The organism is Paraburkholderia sp. RL17-373-BIF-A, assembly GCF_046030175.1.
GTDB lineage: Bacteria > Pseudomonadota > Gammaproteobacteria > Burkholderiales > Burkholderiaceae > Paraburkholderia.
Genome location: NZ_JARESO010000003.1, coordinates 220,201 through 236,208, shown reverse-complemented (window position 1 = coordinate 236,208; position 16,008 = coordinate 220,201). Strand labels below are relative to the sequence as shown.

Genomic DNA, 16,008 nt, shown 5'->3' with positions numbered 1-16,008 from the left:
ACCCGATAACATGATCAATCGAGGCATCGATGTTCGACAAGATTCCTGCGAGAGCGTTGAGCGACACCGTCGCGCAGCAGCTTCTCAAGCAGATCGACAAAGGCACCTTCGAGCGCGGCGGCAAGCTGCCGACCGAGGCCGTGCTCGCCCAGCAGTTCGGGGTGAGCCGCACGGTGATCCGCGAGGCGATCTCGCGGCTGAAGAACGAGGGCGTGGTCGAGCCGCGCCAGGGCAGCGGCGTGTTCGTCGCCGCGCACGGCACGGTCCGGCCGCTGCGGATCGACTACGCGGAAGCGGTCGAACCCGGCTCGGTGGTGCAGATTCTCGCGTTGCGGCGCGCGATCGAAGCGGAAGTCGCGTCGGAAGCCGCCATGCGCCGCAGCGACGCCGACATGATGTCGATCGACGCGGCGCTCGCGAAGATCGACGCGGCGGTGGCCGAAGGCGAGGACGGCGTGGCTGAAGACGTCGCGTTCCATCGCGCGATCGCGGCGGCCACCGGCAATCCGTATTTCCTCAAAACCCTCACGTTCCTGAATCAGTACCTCGAAGCCGGCACGGTCGTCACGCGCCGCAACGAGGCGCTGCGCGAGGACTTTTCGCGTCAGGTGCGCGAAGAGCATGCGGCGATCGCTGCCGCGATTCGCGCAGGCGATCCGATGGCGGCGCGCAATGCGGCGCGAACTCATATGTACAACGCGGCACGGCGTCTCGCGGAAGCGGGGATTTGCTGAGCTTCGTTGCTCAGATTCAGTGCTCAGTTTCAGGCGCGAGCGCCCAACGAATTCATAGAGGTCAAGCATGTCCAGAAATGTCGGTGTCATCGGTCTTGGTGCAATGGGCCTGGGTGTCGCGCGCTCGCTGCTGCGCGCGGGTCTGCGCGTCCATGCGTGCGATCTGCGGAGCGAGATCCTGAATGCGTTCGTCGCGGAAGGCGGCGTGGGTTGTGCGACGCCTGCCGAACTCGGCGCGCAGTGCGAGGTGATCGTCACGCTGGTGGTTAATGCCGCACAAACCGAGGCCGTGCTGTTCGGCGAGCAGGGCGCGGTCCCAGCGATGAAAAAGGGCGGCGTGGTGATCGCCAGCGCGACCGTGGCGCCGGACTTCGCGATCGAACTCGGCAAGCGGATCGAGGCGGCCGGTTTGCAGATGCTCGACGCGCCGGTCTCGGGCGGCGCGGCGCGCGCGGCCTCCGGCGAGATGACCATGATGACGTCCGGTCCTGCTGCGGCCTATGCCGCGTGCGAGGACGTGCTGGCCGCGATGGCCGGCAAGGTGTACCGCCTCGGCTCCGAGCACGGCGCCGGGTCGAAGGTGAAGATCATCAATCAGTTGCTGGCCGGCGTGCATATCGCGGTGGCCGCCGAGGCGATGGCGCTCGGCTTGCGCGAAGGCGTCGACCCGGATGCGCTGTACGAGGTCATCACGCACAGCGCGGGCAATTCGTGGATGTTCGAGAACCGCGTGCCGCACATTCTGAACGGCGACTACACGCCGCTGTCGGCCGTCGATATTTTCGTCAAGGATCTCGGCCTCGTGCTCGATACCGCGCGTCGCTCCAAATTCCCGCTGCCGCTGTCGGCGGCGGCGCATCAGATGTTCATGATGGCGTCCACGGCCGGTCACGGTGGTGAAGACGATTCCGCGGTGATCAAGATTTTCCCCGGCATCGACGTGCCGGCGGCGAAGTAAGCAGGAGACTGTCATGACGGCAAACACGAAACGCGCGCTACTCGGCTGCATCGCCGACGACTTCACCGGCGCCACCGATCTCGCCAACATGCTCGTGCGCGGCGGCATGCGCACCGTGCAAACCATCGGCGTGTCCGCATCGAGCGAAACGCTCGAAGCCGACGCACTGGTGGTCGCGCTGAAATCGCGCACCATTCCCGCCGCCGATGCGGTCGCGCAATCGCTCGCCGCGCTCGACTGGCTGCGTGCGCAAGGCTGCCGGCAGTTCTTCTTCAAATACTGCTCGACATTCGATTCGACCGACGCGGGCAACATCGGCCCGGTCACGGATGCGCTGCTCGACGCGTTATCCGCGAACGGCAACGTCAATGCGTTCACGATCGCCTGTCCGGCATTTCCCGAGAACGGCCGCACGATCTTTCGCGGCCATCTGTTTGTCGGCGACACGTTGCTCAACGCGTCGGGCATGGAAAACCATCCGCTCACACCGATGCGCGATGCCAACCTCGTGAGCGTGCTGCAACGGCAGACCCGATCGAAAGTCGGTCTCGTGCGTTATGACGCTGTAGCGCGAGGCGTGTCGGCCGTGCGCGAATCGTTCGATACGTTGCGCGATGAAGGCGTGCGCATGGCGATTGCCGATGCGGTGTCCGACGCCGACCTCTACGTACTCGGCGAAGCTTGCGCCGACCTCACGTTGATCACCGGAGGTTCCGGCGTCGCGTTGGGTTTGCCGGCCAACTTTCGCCGCGCGGGTTTGCTCGAAGAACAGGGCGACGCCGCGCAGTTGCCGCCGGTGGACGGACTGTCGGCGGTGCTAGCCGGCAGCGCATCGAAAGCGACCAACGCCCAGGTCGCGGAGTGGCGCGCCACACGGCCCGCATTTCGCATCGATCCGCTTGCCGCGGCGCGCGGTGAGAACGTCGTCGAACAGGCACTGGCTTTTGCGCAGCCGTACCTCGACAAAGCCGAGCCCATGCTGATCTATGCCACTGCCACGCCCGACGAAGTCAAGGCGGTGCAACGCGCACTCGGTGTGAATGAAGCAGGACATCTGGTCGAATCCACGTTGGCCGCGATTGCTCGCGGTCTGCGCGAGCGCGGCGTGCGCAAGTTCGTGGTAGCGGGCGGCGAGACCTCGGGCGCCGTCGTTCAGGCGCTCGACGTGCACACGCTGCGGATCGGCGCGCAGATCGATCCCGGCGTGCCCGCCACCGCCACGACCGGCGCCGAGCCGCTGGCGCTCGCACTGAAATCCGGCAACTTCGGCACGACCGACTTCTTCGAAAAAGCGCTGCGTCGTCTGAGCGGAGCCGCGCAATGACCGGCACGCCCGCACTCCATACGACCAACGAAGCGCGCGTTCGCGAAGAAATCTGCGTGACCGGCGCGAGTCTTTATCAACGCGGCTACACGGTGGGCACCGCCGGCAACATCAGCGCGCGGCTCGACGACGGCTGGCTGATCACGCCGACCGATGCCTGTCTCGGCCGGCTCGATCCCGCCGATATCGCCAAGGTCGATCTCGACGGCAACGCGGTGTCCGGCGGCCGGCCGTCGAAAACGCTGGCGCTGCATCGCGGCATCTATGCGCGCAACGGCGAGGCACGCGGAATCGTCCACACCCATTCGACGCATCTGGTCACGCTGACGCTCGCGGGCGTCTGGCGCGAGACCGACGTGCTGCCGCCTATCACGCCGTACTACGTGATGAAAGTGGGCCACGTCCCCCTGATTCGCTACAAGCGGCCCGGCGATCCGCAGGTCGCGGAACAGATCGCCGCGCTCGCCGACAGCGTTCGCGCCGTGCTGCTCGAACGTCTCGGTCCGGTGGTGTGGGAGCGGTCAGTGGCGCAAGCCGCGTATGCGCTCGAAGAACTCGAAGAGACCGCGCGTTTATGGTTGATGACGACCCCGCGGCCCGCACCGCTCGACGAAGCCGCACTCGAAGAACTGCGCACCGTGTTCGGCGCGCGCTGGTAGGGAAACCGACATAACAAAGCCCGGCTGCGCTCGTTGCGCCGCGTCGGGCCATTCATCAAGGAGACAATGCATGAGTTCGTATCAGGCCACACCCAGCCAACCGATTGCAGCCGACGCCGCCGGACAACCCGGCGCCGCCGAAGTCGAGCGCACGTACAAGAAGGTGTTCTGGCGCATCGTGCCGTTTCTGATGCTGTGCTATGTGGTCGCCTATCTGGACCGCGTGAATGTCGGTTTCGCGAAACTGCAGATGTCGCAGGACCTGGCGTTCAGCGAAACGGTGTTCGGCCTCGGCGCCGGTGTGTTCTTCATCGGCTATTTCCTGTTCGAGTTGCCGAGCAACATTCTGATGCACAAGCTCGGCGCGCGGATCTGGATCGCTCGGATCATGATCACGTGGGGCTTGCTCTCGGCAGTGTTCGTGTTCGTGAAGACGCCGATGCAGTTCTACATCTTGCGCTTCTTTCTCGGCCTCGCCGAAGCCGGTTTCTATCCCGGCGTGATCCTGTACCTGACCTACTGGTTCCCGTCGCATCGGCGCGCGAAGATCATCGCGGTGTTCATGTCGGCGATTCCGGTGTCGGGCATCTTCGGCAATCCGCTGTCCGGCTGGATCATGCAGACGTTCCACAACAGCTCGGGTTTCGCGGGCTGGCAATGGATGTTCCTGATCGAAGCGATCCCCGCCATCGTGATCGGCATCGCCACGATCCTGTATCTCGACAACGGCATCTCCGCCGCGAAGTGGCTGAGCGAACGCGAAAAGCGCCTGCTCACCGATGAAATCGCCGCCGCGCAGCCGAAGGAGCAAACCCAGAAGCATTCGCTTGGCGCGGTGTTCCGCGATCCGCGCACGTGGTGGATGTCGCTGATCTATTTCGCGTTCGTCACCGGGCAATACGGCCTGACGTTCTGGATGCCGACGCTCGTCAAATCGACGGGTGTGACTGGTGCATTCAATATTGGTCTGCTGAGCGCGATTCCGTTTCTGTGCGCGATCGTCGTGATGAATCTGATGGGGCACAGCGCCGACAAGCGCCGTGAGCGCCGCTGGCATCTGATCGTGCCGGCGTTGTTCGGCGCGGTCGGCTTCACGGTGGCGGCTTCGTTTGCGGATAACACGGTGGTGTCGATCGCGTTTCTCTCGCTCGCCGCCGCCGGTGTGTTGACCTGCGCGCCGCTCTTCTGGTCGCTGCCCACCGCGTTCATGTCGGGCGCGACCGCCGCGGCTGGCATCGCGATTATCAATTCGATCGGCAATCTCGCGGGTTTCGCGAGCCCGTACATGATCGGCTATCTGAAGGACCTCACGCATAGCACGCAGACCGGTATGTACGTGCTGGCCGGCATGCTGGTGATCGGCGCGATCGCCACGTGGCTCACGCCGGCCAAACTGGTCAACCGATAAATCGACATTCACGCGCGGCATGGGTCGCTGCCGCGCGCCGCATCAAACCGTTTTCAAGGAGTCGCCGCCATGCCTCGCTTCGCCGCCAACCTCTCGATGATGTACAACGAGCACGCTTTCCTCGACCGTTTCGCCGCCGCGGCGCAAGACGGTTTCGAAGCGGTCGAGTTTCTGTTCCCCTACGATTTCCGCGCCGACGAGATCAAGGCGCGCCTGGACGCGAGCGGTCTCACACAAGCACTCTTTAATGCGCCGCCCGGCGACTGGGCCGGCGGCGAGCGCGGCATTGCCTCGCTGCCGGGCCGCGAAGACGAATTCCGGCGCGGCGTCCAGACCGCGCTCGACTACGCGCGCGTGATCGGCAATCGCAAGCTGCATGTGATGGCTGGCCTGATCGGCGCGGATCAGCCGCGCGCGAAACATCGCGAGGTGTATCTGAGCAATCTCGCGTATGCCGCCAAGGCCGCGCAAGCCGAAGGCATCACGGTCGTGATCGAGCCGATCAATACGCGCGACATGCCAGGCTTCTTTTTGACCCGTCAGGACGAGGCGCAAGCGATCTGCGCGGAAGTCGGTGCGCCGAATCTGAAAGTGCAGTTCGACTGCTACCACTGCCAGATCGTCGAAGGCGACCTCGCGGTGAAACTCAAACGCGATATGGGCGGCATCGGCCACATTCAGATCGCGGGCGTGCCGGAACGGCATGAACCCGATACGGGTGAGTTGAACTACCCGTATCTGCTCGAACTGATCGACTCGCTCGGCTATGACGGCTACATCGGCTGCGAATACCGGCCGCGCGCGGGTACTTCGGCCGGCCTCGGCTGGTTCAAACCGTATCTGAACGCGACCCGCTAACAAGGACGAAACTCATCATGAAAGTACTGATTACCGGCGGCGCGGGTTTTCTCGGCCAGCGTCTCGCGCGTGAACTGCTCGCGCGCGGCTCCCTGAAGGACACGCAAGGCACGCCGCAAGCGATCACCGAACTGGTGTTGCTCGATGTGGTGCAAGCCAACGATTTCGGCGACAGCCGCGTACGCAAGGAAGTGGGCGACATCGCCGAGCGCAGCGTGCTCGAGCGCGTGATCGACGACAAGACTTCGGCGATCTTCCATCTGGCCGCGATCGTGAGCGGTCAGGCCGAAGCGGATTTCGATCTTGGCATGCGCATCAATCTGGATGCGTCGCGGCTGCTGCTGGAAACCTGCCGGCAGCGTGGCCACCGGCCGCGCGTGCTGTTCACGAGTTCCGTGGCGGTCTATGGCGGCGAGCTGCCCGCGGTCGTGCAGAACGATACCGCGTTGAACCCGCAGTCCTCGTATGGCGCGCAGAAGGCGATCGCCGAGTTGCTGCTCAACGATTACGCACGGCGCGGTTTCGTCGACGGCCGCGTGTTGCGCCTGCCCACCATCAGCGTGCGGCCGGGCAAGCCGAATGCGGCGGCGTCGTCGTTCGCGAGCGGCATCATTCGCGAGCCGTTGAACGGCGAAGCGGCGGTGTGCCCGGTCGCGGGCTCGACGCGCCTGTGGCTGCTGTCGCCGCGCAAGGCGATCGAGAGCCTGATCGCCGGACTCGAACTCGATTCCGCCGCGCTCGGTAACCAGCGTGTGCTGAACTTGCCGGGTATTTCGGTAAGCGTCGACGAAATGGTCGCCGCGCTGCGCGAGGTGGCGGGCGACGCGGTCGCCGGGCGGATCGTGTGGGAACCGGATGCGCGCGTCGAAAAGATCGTGGGTAGCTGGCCGGGACGGTGGGATACGTCGCGCGCCGAAGGGCTGGGGTTGAGCGGCGAGCGCAATTTTGCCGACGTGATCCGCAGCTATATCGAGGACGAGCATATCCAGGTCCGCTAGAAACACCCCCAACGCAGTCTCCAGCCCCGTGCCCGCGCCTTGAAAACAGGGCTGCGGGCACGGGCGCGTCATTCGTCTGATCCTTGGCAAGAACGGCCGCGGCCTGCACGTATTCCCTGGTGCGGGCCTGGCCGCGCTTGACATGGTTTCGGCCACACGCCTATTATCGTATCTAGTTGTTCGATATATGACCGTATGTTCGTATAAAGAACAAATTGCGGAATTCTCGAGCCCATCGTTCATCGTCCTGCGCTAAGCTGAATCGATGCGACGGCTGCCTTGCAGCCGCTTCCCGTCGCGTTTGCCGGTGCGTCCGGTGCGCGCCACGCCGGCAATCCGGCCGCGGCGCAGCGCATGCAGCACATCAACTGGAGACATCACATGACCGAAGCATTCCTGTGCGACGCGATTCGCACCCCCATCGGCCGCTATGCGGGTTCGCTGTCGTCGGTGCGCGCCGACGATCTGGGCGCCGTGCCGCTCAAGGCGCTGATGGAGCGCAACAAGGACGTCGACTGGAACGCAATCGACGACGTGATCTACGGCTGCGCGAATCAGGCCGGCGAGGACAACCGCAACGTCGCGCGCATGTCGCTGTTGCTGGCCGGTTTGCCGCAAGGCGTGCCGGGCTCGACGGTGAACCGCCTGTGCGGTTCGGGCATGGATGCGGTCGGCATTGCGGCGCGCGCCATCAAATCGGGCGAGGCCGCATTGATGGTGGCCGGCGGCGTGGAAAGCATGAGCCGTGCGCCGTTCGTGATGGGCAAGGCGCCCACCGCGTTTTCGCGTCAGGCGGACATCTACGACACGACCATCGGCTGGCGTTTCGTCAACCCGCTGATGAAGAAAATGTACGGCGTCGATTCGATGCCGGAAACGGGCGAGAACGTTGCGACCGACTACAACATCAGCCGTGCCGATCAGGACGCGTTCGCCGTGCGCAGCCAGCAGAAAGCGGCGCGCGCGCAACGCGACGGCACGCTCGCGCAGGAAATCGTCGGCGTGACGATCGCCCAGAAGAAGGGCGATCCGATCACGGTGCTGCAAGACGAGCATCCGCGTGAGACGAGCCTCGAAACGCTCGCCAAGCTCAAGGGCGTGGTGCGTCCGGACGGCACCGTTACGGCAGGCAACGCGTCGGGCGTGAACGACGGCGCTGCGGCACTGTTGCTCACGAATGAAGAAACGGCGAGGCGCTTCGGTCTCACGCCGCGCGCCCGGGTGCTGGGTATCGCCACCGCCGGCGTCGCGCCGCGCGTGATGGGCATCGGCCCGGCGCCCGCCACGCAAAAACTGCTGGCGCGTCTGAACATGACCATCGATCAATTCGACGTGATCGAACTGAACGAAGCGTTCGCGTCGCAAGGTCTCGCGGTGCTGCGCGCACTCGGCGTGGCCGACGACGACGCCCGCGTCAATCCGAACGGCGGCGCGATCGCGCTGGGCCACCCGCTCGGCATGAGCGGCGCGCGTCTGGTGACCACCGCGATGTATCAACTGCATCGCACGCAAGGCCGTTTTGCGCTGTGCACGATGTGTATCGGCGTCGGCCAGGGCATTGCGATCGCGATCGAGCGGGTGTGATGGTTTAGCGGCTTGGTCCGCGCTACGGTTGAAGCTGGATGAACAGCCTCGTCGCTCATGCGACGAGGCTGTTTCTTTTTGTGCGGCGAGCATATCGAATGCGTGTCTAATTCGATCTAATGACGCTTTTGATTATGGCGGAATACCGGAAAAACATCGATTGCCGATTCGGTCGCCACACAGTGTGCATTTAATGCTGTCTGCATTTAAAACGCGCCGTTCATTCTGAATGGCCGTGAGAATATCCTTGCTTGGCCGGCTGACAGGATGCCGCTGTGACGCCATGCCGCGGCGCTTTAATGGCCGCGCGCATTCATTTGAAAATCACAATTCAATCAATTGCGGGTTGTTGTCAGGCATGTAAAATCGTTTGCGTCGTATCTGTTGAAAACTACCATCCTGAAGATACACAGGCACTCATGGCGTTAAGAGTCCGCATTCCGCGGTTTCAGCTCGCCGTTACGCTGGATCGAACAAACTCTCAAGGAGCATGCAAATGAAGGCAGCGACGATTGGAGCAGCGTTGATGGTCGCGGCGTTTGCCGCAGCCCAGCCGGCATGGGCGCAAGATGCCATGGCCAGTGCCGCGCAAGGCATCGTCGGCGCGGTGGAGCCGGTGCATATGAAGGCGCAGATCGTCGGAATTGATCCGGGCACCCGCACGCTCACGCTCAAGGGGCAGGGCGGCAACGTGGTGGTCGTGCTCGTGAGCCAGCAGGTGGAGGGATTCGACAAGCTGACGGTGGGTGACCAGGTGGACGTGCTCTACAAGAATGCGCTCCTTGTGAAGGCCGAGAAGGTCACCGGCAAGGACAAGGGCATTCGCGCGCGTGTCGACACGCAGGTGTACGCCCCGGCCTCGGGCGGCTTCGAATCGGCGCGCCAGATCGAAGTGCTCGCTACCGTGCAGAAGATCGACCGCAAGAAGCGTCTGGTCACGCTGCGCGGCGCGTACCAGACGCAAACGCTCGAAGCCGGTCCCGACGTCGATCTGAAGGACGTCAAGGTCGGCGATACGATCCACGCGGTATTCGTGTCGGCGGCGGCCGTGCAGGTGACGCCGAAATAACGTCGGGCAATCGGCAGCCACAAAAACACCCCTTGTATTAAGGGGTGTTTTGCTTTTTTTGCCACGAACACAGCTCGCCTTCACGTGCGCGGCTAACGCGGCGCAGGCGGCCCCAGACTCAACCACGCGAGCCGTCCCAGCCAGCGTCTGAGCAGGCCGCCTCGCGCCGGGAGCGCGTAGCTCAGCGACACGCGCGCGGCGCATTCGCCATCCGTACTGAGCCACACACGCTCGCCGCGTTGCAGCTGGAATGTGTGGCCCGGATCGAGCCAATGATCGTAAGGTGAACTGACGCGTGTGAGCCAGAGGCGCGCGCCTTGCACGGCGAGCGTGCCATCGGCTTCGACACGCCAGGTCAGCGTCGCGCCTGGCATGACTGAAAAATGCAGCACCAGCTTCGGCAGACGGTCGTCGTGCCGATACGCCACCAGACTCGATTCATCATCCATGCACTGCGGGCTTGCCTGATCCATCTCGTTCTCCGTCATCAAGCCGGCTGACGGAGGCGCCCACAAAACAAAAGGCCCCTTCCGTTACCGGCGGGGCCTTGGGGATGTCTTACGCAGATTCAGACTGCTAACGCGCACGCACTCCCAATGGCCAGCCGATGATGGCTCGCTTCGGGTGTGTAATCGCATTTGCGATGGAGATGTGCGTCAACATGAGATCGAGTGTGCCGTTTTGCCGCAGGTCTTGTCAATCAAAAAATCGCCATTCATTTGAACGGGTGTGCGAACCGCTCGGGATCCTTCGCAATGCGTAGTGCTTGCGTCGCCAGCCTATGAGGCGACATCCCATGCCTGCGTTCATGGTGGGTTACGAGATCACGTAGTGAAGACGTCGACCACGCGTCGACGCTACGGATCACGCTGACAGCCGGCGCTTCAGCGTCGATGCGGCGCGACGATACCCAGCGACGCAATGCGTCGATACAAGGTGGCGCGCGACATGCCGAGCGCTTGCGCCGCCGCGTTCGGCCGCCATTGATGGCGCGTGAGCGCATCGATAATGCGTGCGCGCTCTTCACGCGGGTCCTGCCGCGCATCCCGTTGCCGGCCGTCATGTGGGTGAATCCGCAATAACGCCGGTTTGTGCGCGGCTTCAGGCGCGAGCAACGCCGCTATATCCGGCGCGACATGGCGCAATTCCACCCGTGCGCCGTCGCAGATCGCGCACGCGTAGCGCAGCACATTGCGCAACTGGCGAATGTTGCCCGGCCATGCGAACCCCATCAGGCGCTCGGCAAGGTGTGGGTCCAGCGTGAGCACGTGGCCGGCCATTTGCGCTTCTTCGTCGAAGACCGCGTCGATCACGTCGCGGATATCCGCGCGCTCGCGCAGCGGCGGCATCGGTAAAGACGCGCCGCTCAACCGGTAATAGAGGTCTTCGCGGAACGTGCCGGCCGCGACCATCTGCGCGAGACCGCGGTGCGTAGCGCAAATCACGTCGATATTCACGCGCACGGGCGCATCGCCGCCGAGCGGCGTCACTTCGCCTTCGGCCAACACGCGCAGTAGCCGCGTTTGCAGATCGAGCGGCATGTCGCCGATTTCATCGAGAAACAGCGTACCTGTATGCGCCTGCGCAATCTTGCCGCGTGCGCCGCGGCTGCGTGCGCCGGTGAAGGCACCGGGTGCGTAGCCGAACAATTCGCTTTCGATCAGCGATTCCGGAATCGCGCCGCAATTCACCGCGATAAACGGCCTCGCGCGCCGTGCGCCCGAATCATGCACCGCGCGCGCGAACACTTCCTTGCCGACGCCGGTCTCGCCGAGAATCAGAATCGGCAGACGTTTGCCCATCACGCGCAAAGCAACGGCCGCGTTATGCGCGATCTGCGGATCCGCGCTGTGTAGAAAACATCCGAGCGCACCGAGTTGCAGATCGTTTTGCGACGCGGTTTGCGCCGATCTTGCGGCGCCATCGTGCATCGTGGACGCCGAGCGCGGCATACGCCTGAGCGGCGCGCGAATACGCGCATACAACGTCGTCCCGGTCGCGCGCAGGCGCAAGCCGACAATCGCATCCGTGCGCGCGACGTCGTGCAGGTGCGAGCCCGACGTGTCGAATACGTCGTCGATGTGACGCGGGCCGTTCAGCGCCGGAATGCACTCGCGCGCCTTGCGATTGGCGGCAACGAGATTGCCGCATTCGTCGAAGGCGATCAGCACTTCGGGCTGCGCCTCGACAAAGTTGCGGCTCGAATGGCCGAACAGAATCCAGTGCTGGGTCGTTTGATTGAGGAAGTAGCCGTCTTCGATCAGGCCAGCGCTTTGCCGCACCAGTTGAAACACGAGCCGCTGACTGTCGCGGTTATCCGGCGACTGCACGGCGGAGGCATCGAGCACGCCGATCATCTCGCCGGTCGGCGCGAAGATCGGCGCCGCGCTGCAGGTGAGCGTGGTGAACGCCGCGCGGAAATGATCGGTCTTGTGCACGATGATCGGCGCGAGATCGGTCAGCACGTTCGCCACGCCGCACGTGCCTTCTTCGCGCTCGGACCAGCACGACCCGATATACAGGCCCGCATGCTTGAAATCGCTGCGGCGTTCGCGATCGATCCGGTAGTCGATGGTGACGCCGTGCGCGTCGGTGAGCATCACGCAATAGTCGGCGACGCGAATCATGTCGTGCAGACGTGTCAGGCATTGGCCCGATGCACGCAGAAAGGCTTCTTCCTTGCCTTGCACTTCGCGCAATTCCGCCGACGTCAGCACGCGCGGTCCGATCACGGCACCCGGATCGAGCCGGTACTGTTCGAACGAACGCTGCCACGACGAGACGAGCCGCGGAGAATCGGCGGGCGCGGGCAGGCGCCCTTCAATGGCGCCACGCACGCGGTCGATGTGCTGGGTCTGCGAGACGTAAGGCATGGTCGGCTCCAGGCGAGCGACACACAGTGAGATCAGGGTGTTCTTGTATCACATCCCGCTTGATGAATCACATTGCAATGCAGCACGCGAGACGCGTGAGACGATTGTCTCAGTCTCAGGTGAGACGGTTCACCTTGTCGCGCAGATCGAGACGGGTAAAGGGTTTGCGACGCGTCTTCGTATTGCTCGGCCACGCTGCGAGCGTTGCACGCGCCGGGCGTGAGACGCCTGGAACGCTGCGTCGCGCGGTGCCGGCTCACCATCCCGATTTGCATCTCGATGCGAAAAGCCCTTTAAACAGGGCACTTTCGCGCGGCGGCGTGATTTCTCAGCAGATTGGCACACCCTTTGCAGTGTCCTACGCATGACAAAGCGCCATCGTTTGACGACGGCGACACAGGAGACAAGCACAGTGCCATCGCCCATCACCGTCGGCGTGATCGCGAACCCTGCGTCGGGTCGCGACATTCGCCGCCTCACTTCCTATGCGTCGGTGTTTCCGACCTCCGAAAAAGCCAACATGGTGGTGCGCTTGCTGGCCGGGCTCGGCACGCTCGGAGTAACGCGCGTGCTGTGTCTGCGCGACCGGACCGGCGTGGCGGCGCTGCTGCTGCGCGCGCTCGACACGCACGACGCCGTCGCCGCGCAACGGCGCTGGCCGGAAGTCGAGTTCATCGAACAGCCGATCACCGACAGCGTCGCCGATACCCACGCGGGGGTCGCCGCGATGCTGCGGGCGGGCGTCGAGTTGATCGCCGTGCTGGGCGGCGACGGCACGCACCGCGCCGTGGCAGCGCATTGCGCAAGAGTGCCGCTGCTGACTTTGTCCACCGGCACCAACAACGCCTTTCCGGATTTGCGCGAAGCCACCGTGGCCGGCCTCGCCGGCGCGCTCGTCGCGTCGGGCGCGGTGCCGCCGGATGTCGCGCTGATGCGCAACAAGCGGCTCGTGGTGCGCTGCACGGCCGGGCCGAATCGCGGCCGCGAGGAGATCGCGCTGGTCGATGTCTGCGTGAGCCGTCAGCGCTTCGTCGGCGCGCGGGCTGTCTCCGATCCGGCCGATATCGAAGAACTCTTTCTCACGTTCGCCGCGCCCGACGGCATCGGCCTCTCGTCGATCGGCGGAGCGTGGGCGCCCGTGGAGCGCACCGCGTCGCACGGTTTGCATCTGCGCTTTGCAGCACCCGGCGAATCCGGCGTGCCGCTAGTGGCGCCCATTGCGCCGGGCCGCGTCGAGCGCGTGCTGATGCGCACGTGCGAACGCTTCGAAGTCGGCGTGTGGAGGACGCTGGAGACCGAGCACGGCACGCTCGCCTTCGACGGCGAGCGCGAAATCGAACTGGAGCGTGGCGACCGCTATGAGATCGCGCTGGATTGGGAAGGGCCGCTGACCGTCGACGTCGAACGCACGCTGCGTTTCGCGGCGTCGCGTCAACTGGTGCGGGAAGTGGCGAACGTGGTTGCGCATCAAAAGTAGGTAGTGGGCAGGCAGTGCATTCATTCCAAGGAGACACACCATGTCGGTATCAACTGAGTTGAGCAAGGAAGATCTATTGAAGGCGTATCGCATGATGCGCACGATCCGCGAGTTCGAGGAGCGTCTGCACGTGGAATTCGCGACCGGCGAAATTCCCGGCTTCGTGCATCTGTACGCGGGCGAGGAAGCGTCGGCCGTCGGCACGATGCTGCATCTGAACGACGCCGACTATGTGGCGACCACGCACCGCGGCCACGGTCATTGCATCGCCAAGGGCGTGGATGTGCGCGGCATGATGGCCGAGATCTACGGACGCAAGACCGGCGTGTGCCACGGCAAGGGCGGCTCGATGCACATCGCCGACCTGTCGAAAGGGATGTTAGGTGCGAACGGCATCGTCGGCGCGGGCGGGCCGTTGATTTGCGGCGCGGCGCTGGCGGCGAAGTACAAGAAGTCGGGCGGCGTCGGCGTGTGCTTCTTCGGCGACGGCGCGTCGAATCAGGGCGTGATTTTCGAATCGTTGAACCTGGCCTCGGTATGGCGGCTGCCGGCGATTTTCGTGGCGGAGAACAATGGCTACGCAGAGGCGACATCTTCGACGTGGTCGGTGGCGACCGACAACATCGCGGATCGCGCGAGCGGCTTCGGCATGCCGGGCGTGATCGTGGACGGGTTCGACTTCTTCGCCGTGCATGAAGCGCTCGGTGAAGCGATCGAACGGGCGCGCAAAGGCGGCGGTCCGACGCTCGTCGAAGTGAAGTTCTCGCGCTATTTCGGCCACTTCGAAGGCGACGCGCAAACCTATCGCGCGCCCGGCGAAGTGCAGAAACTGCGCGACGAGAAGGATTGCCTGAAGCGTTTCGAAGAGCGCGTGGTGCGCGCCGAAATGCTGAGCGCGGATCAGTTGCGTGGTGTGGATGCCGAGGTGAAGAGTTTGATCGAGAGTGCGGTGACGGAAGCCAAGGCTGCGCCGTTGCCGACTGCTGAAGACCTGCTGAGCGACGTCTACGTGTCCTATCCGTAACGCACGCGTTGCATACCTAAACGATTGGAGACAGACATGGCACGCAAGATCACATTCTCTCAGGCAATCAACGAAGCACTGAGTCAGGAAATGGCCCGCGATGAAACCGTCATCGTGATGGGCGAGGACAACGCGGGCGGCGCGGGATCGCCCGGTGAACAGGACGCGTGGGGCGGCGTTCTCGGTGTTACGAAGGGACTGTTTCACAAGTATCCAGGACGTGTGCTGGACACGCCGCTCTCCGAAGGCGGCTATATCGGCGCAGCAGTCGGCGCGGCGGCCTGCGGCATGCGGCCGGTCGCGGAGTTGATGTTCATCGACTTCATGGGCGTGTGTTTCGACCAGATCTTCAACCAGGCCGCCAAGTTCCGCTACATGTTCGGCGGCAAGGCGGTCACGCCGGTCGTGATTCGCGCGATGCAGGGTGCGGGCTTGCGCGCGGCGGCCCAGCATTCGCAGATGCTGACTTCGTTGTTCACGCACATCCCCGGACTGAAAGTGGTCTGCCCGTCGACGCCATACGACGCCAAGGGACTGCTGATCCAGGCGATCCGCGACAACGACCCGGTCATATTCTGCGAGCACAAATTGCTCTATAGCCGCGAGGGCGACGTGCCCGAAGAGTCGTATGCGATTCCGTTCGGCGAGGCGAACGTGGTGCGCGACGGCGACGACGCCACCATCATCACCTACGGACGCATGGTGCATTACGCCACCGAAGCCGCCGAAAAACTCGCCAAGGACGGCATCCAGGTCGAGGTGATCGACTTGCGGACGACCTCGCCGCTCGACGAGGAAACGATCCTCGAGAGCGCGAACCGCACCGGGCGCGTGGTCGTGGTCGACGAAGCGAATCCGCGCTGCTCGATCGCCACCGACATTTCCGCGCTGATCGCGCAGCGCGCGTTCCACTCGCTCAAGGCGCCGATCGAAATGGTGACCGCGCCGCATACGCCCACGCCGTTTGCCGGTGTGCTCGAAGACATGTATATCCCGTCGGCCGCGCAGATCGCCGACGCTGTGATGAAAGTGAGGGCTTGAG

At 64.0% G+C, this 16,008-nt stretch carries 14 protein-coding genes; 12 read left to right on the top strand and 2 right to left on the bottom strand.

Annotated elements, in window-relative coordinates; genetic code table 11:
- The first annotated feature begins 29 nt into the window (after positions 1-29).
- The 9 genes from P0D80_RS05245 (at position 30) to P0D80_RS05205 (ending at position 9,592) form a co-directional block, all read left to right on the top strand.
- Positions 30-734: a FadR/GntR family transcriptional regulator gene (locus P0D80_RS05245; protein ID WP_132382369.1), complete on the top strand. Its 705-nt coding sequence runs from the start codon at positions 30-32 to the stop codon at positions 732-734.
- Positions 735-801: 67 nt separating this feature from the next.
- On the top strand, positions 802-1,692 hold the full coding sequence (ltnD, locus tag P0D80_RS05240) for an L-threonate dehydrogenase (protein WP_408281817.1): 891 nt from the start codon (positions 802-804) through the stop codon (positions 1,690-1,692).
- Between the two features lie 13 nt (positions 1,693-1,705).
- Positions 1,706-3,016 (top strand): 3-oxo-tetronate kinase, encoded by a 1,311-nt coding sequence (gene otnK / locus P0D80_RS05235; RefSeq protein WP_408281815.1) that lies wholly within the window; start codon positions 1,706-1,708, stop codon positions 3,014-3,016.
- Positions 3,013-3,675 carry a 3-oxo-tetronate 4-phosphate decarboxylase gene (gene otnC / locus P0D80_RS05230; RefSeq protein WP_408281813.1) on the top strand — a complete coding sequence of 221 codons (663 nt, stop codon included), beginning with the start codon at positions 3,013-3,015 and terminating at the stop codon, positions 3,673-3,675. Before otnK ends, otnC begins: the two co-directional genes overlap by 4 nt.
- Positions 3,676-3,745: 70 nt before the next feature.
- On the top strand, positions 3,746-5,083 hold the full coding sequence (locus P0D80_RS05225) for an MFS transporter (protein ID WP_165924022.1): 1,338 nt from the start codon (positions 3,746-3,748) through the stop codon (positions 5,081-5,083).
- Positions 5,084-5,152: 69 nt separating this feature from the next.
- Complete coding sequence (gene otnI / locus P0D80_RS05220; RefSeq protein ID WP_408281809.1) at positions 5,153-5,941, top strand: 2-oxo-tetronate isomerase; 789 nt, start codon at positions 5,153-5,155, stop codon at positions 5,939-5,941.
- Between the two features lie 17 nt (positions 5,942-5,958).
- Positions 5,959-6,939 (top strand): D-erythronate dehydrogenase, encoded by a 981-nt coding sequence (gene denD / locus P0D80_RS05215; RefSeq protein WP_408281806.1) that lies wholly within the window; start codon positions 5,959-5,961, stop codon positions 6,937-6,939.
- Between the two features lie 381 nt (positions 6,940-7,320).
- Positions 7,321-8,523, top strand: a complete 1,203-nt coding sequence (pcaF, locus tag P0D80_RS05210) for a 3-oxoadipyl-CoA thiolase (protein ID WP_408281960.1) — start codon at positions 7,321-7,323, stop codon at positions 8,521-8,523.
- A gap of 496 nt (positions 8,524-9,019) precedes the next feature.
- Positions 9,020-9,592, top strand: coding sequence for a hypothetical protein (locus P0D80_RS05205; protein ID WP_408177044.1), 573 nt, complete (start codon positions 9,020-9,022; stop codon positions 9,590-9,592).
- 92 nt (positions 9,593-9,684) lie between these two features.
- Here the strand turns inward: P0D80_RS05205 and P0D80_RS05200 are convergent, their stop codons facing one another.
- Complete coding sequence (locus P0D80_RS05200) at positions 9,685-10,065, bottom strand: DUF2917 domain-containing protein (RefSeq protein WP_132382387.1); 381 nt, start codon at positions 10,063-10,065, stop codon at positions 9,685-9,687.
- Positions 10,066-10,476: 411 nt separating this feature from the next.
- On the bottom strand, positions 10,477-12,465 hold the full coding sequence (locus P0D80_RS05195) for a sigma-54-dependent Fis family transcriptional regulator (protein ID WP_408281802.1): 1,989 nt from the start codon (positions 12,463-12,465) through the stop codon (positions 10,477-10,479).
- Between the two features lie 412 nt (positions 12,466-12,877).
- Between P0D80_RS05195 and P0D80_RS05190 the strand changes: the two genes are divergently transcribed.
- The 3 genes from P0D80_RS05190 to P0D80_RS05180 are packed head-to-tail and all read left to right on the top strand — an operon-like array spanning position 12,878 to position 16,007.
- Positions 12,878-13,942 (top strand): ATP-NAD kinase family protein, encoded by a 1,065-nt coding sequence (locus P0D80_RS05190; protein WP_408281799.1) that lies wholly within the window; start codon positions 12,878-12,880, stop codon positions 13,940-13,942.
- 40 nt (positions 13,943-13,982) lie between these two features.
- A complete protein-coding gene (locus P0D80_RS05185; RefSeq protein WP_132382393.1) occupies positions 13,983-14,966 on the top strand; it encodes a thiamine pyrophosphate-dependent dehydrogenase E1 component subunit alpha in 984 nt (327 codons plus the stop codon).
- A 36-nt stretch (positions 14,967-15,002) separates the two neighbouring features.
- Complete coding sequence (locus P0D80_RS05180) at positions 15,003-16,007, top strand: alpha-ketoacid dehydrogenase subunit beta (RefSeq protein WP_408177048.1); 1,005 nt, start codon at positions 15,003-15,005, stop codon at positions 16,005-16,007.
- Position 16,008: the final 1 nt, after the last annotated feature.

What these genes read in the sequence shown, in the direction of transcription:
- P0D80_RS05245 (WP_132382369.1), top strand. Translation starts at nt 30, where the DNA reads ATGTTCGACAAGATTCCTGCGAGAGCGTTGAGCGACACCGTCGCGCAG.
- ltnD (WP_408281817.1), top strand. Translation starts at nt 802, where the DNA reads ATGTCCAGAAATGTCGGTGTCATCGGTCTTGGTGCAATGGGCCTGGGT.
- otnK (WP_408281815.1), top strand. Translation starts at nt 1,706, where the DNA reads ATGACGGCAAACACGAAACGCGCGCTACTCGGCTGCATCGCCGACGAC.
- otnC (WP_408281813.1), top strand. Translation starts at nt 3,013, where the DNA reads ATGACCGGCACGCCCGCACTCCATACGACCAACGAAGCGCGCGTTCGC.
- P0D80_RS05225 (WP_165924022.1), top strand. Translation starts at nt 3,746, where the DNA reads ATGAGTTCGTATCAGGCCACACCCAGCCAACCGATTGCAGCCGACGCC.
- otnI (WP_408281809.1), top strand. Translation starts at nt 5,153, where the DNA reads ATGCCTCGCTTCGCCGCCAACCTCTCGATGATGTACAACGAGCACGCT.
- denD (WP_408281806.1), top strand. Translation starts at nt 5,959, where the DNA reads ATGAAAGTACTGATTACCGGCGGCGCGGGTTTTCTCGGCCAGCGTCTC.
- pcaF (WP_408281960.1), top strand. Translation starts at nt 7,321, where the DNA reads ATGACCGAAGCATTCCTGTGCGACGCGATTCGCACCCCCATCGGCCGC.
- P0D80_RS05205 (WP_408177044.1), top strand. Translation starts at nt 9,020, where the DNA reads ATGAAGGCAGCGACGATTGGAGCAGCGTTGATGGTCGCGGCGTTTGCC.
- P0D80_RS05200 (WP_132382387.1), bottom strand. Translation starts at nt 10,065, where the DNA reads ATGGATCAGGCAAGCCCGCAGTGCATGGATGATGAATCGAGTCTGGTG.
- P0D80_RS05195 (WP_408281802.1), bottom strand. Translation starts at nt 12,465, where the DNA reads ATGCCTTACGTCTCGCAGACCCAGCACATCGACCGCGTGCGTGGCGCC.
- P0D80_RS05185 (WP_132382393.1), top strand. Translation starts at nt 13,983, where the DNA reads ATGTCGGTATCAACTGAGTTGAGCAAGGAAGATCTATTGAAGGCGTAT.
- P0D80_RS05180 (WP_408177048.1), top strand. Translation starts at nt 15,003, where the DNA reads ATGGCACGCAAGATCACATTCTCTCAGGCAATCAACGAAGCACTGAGT.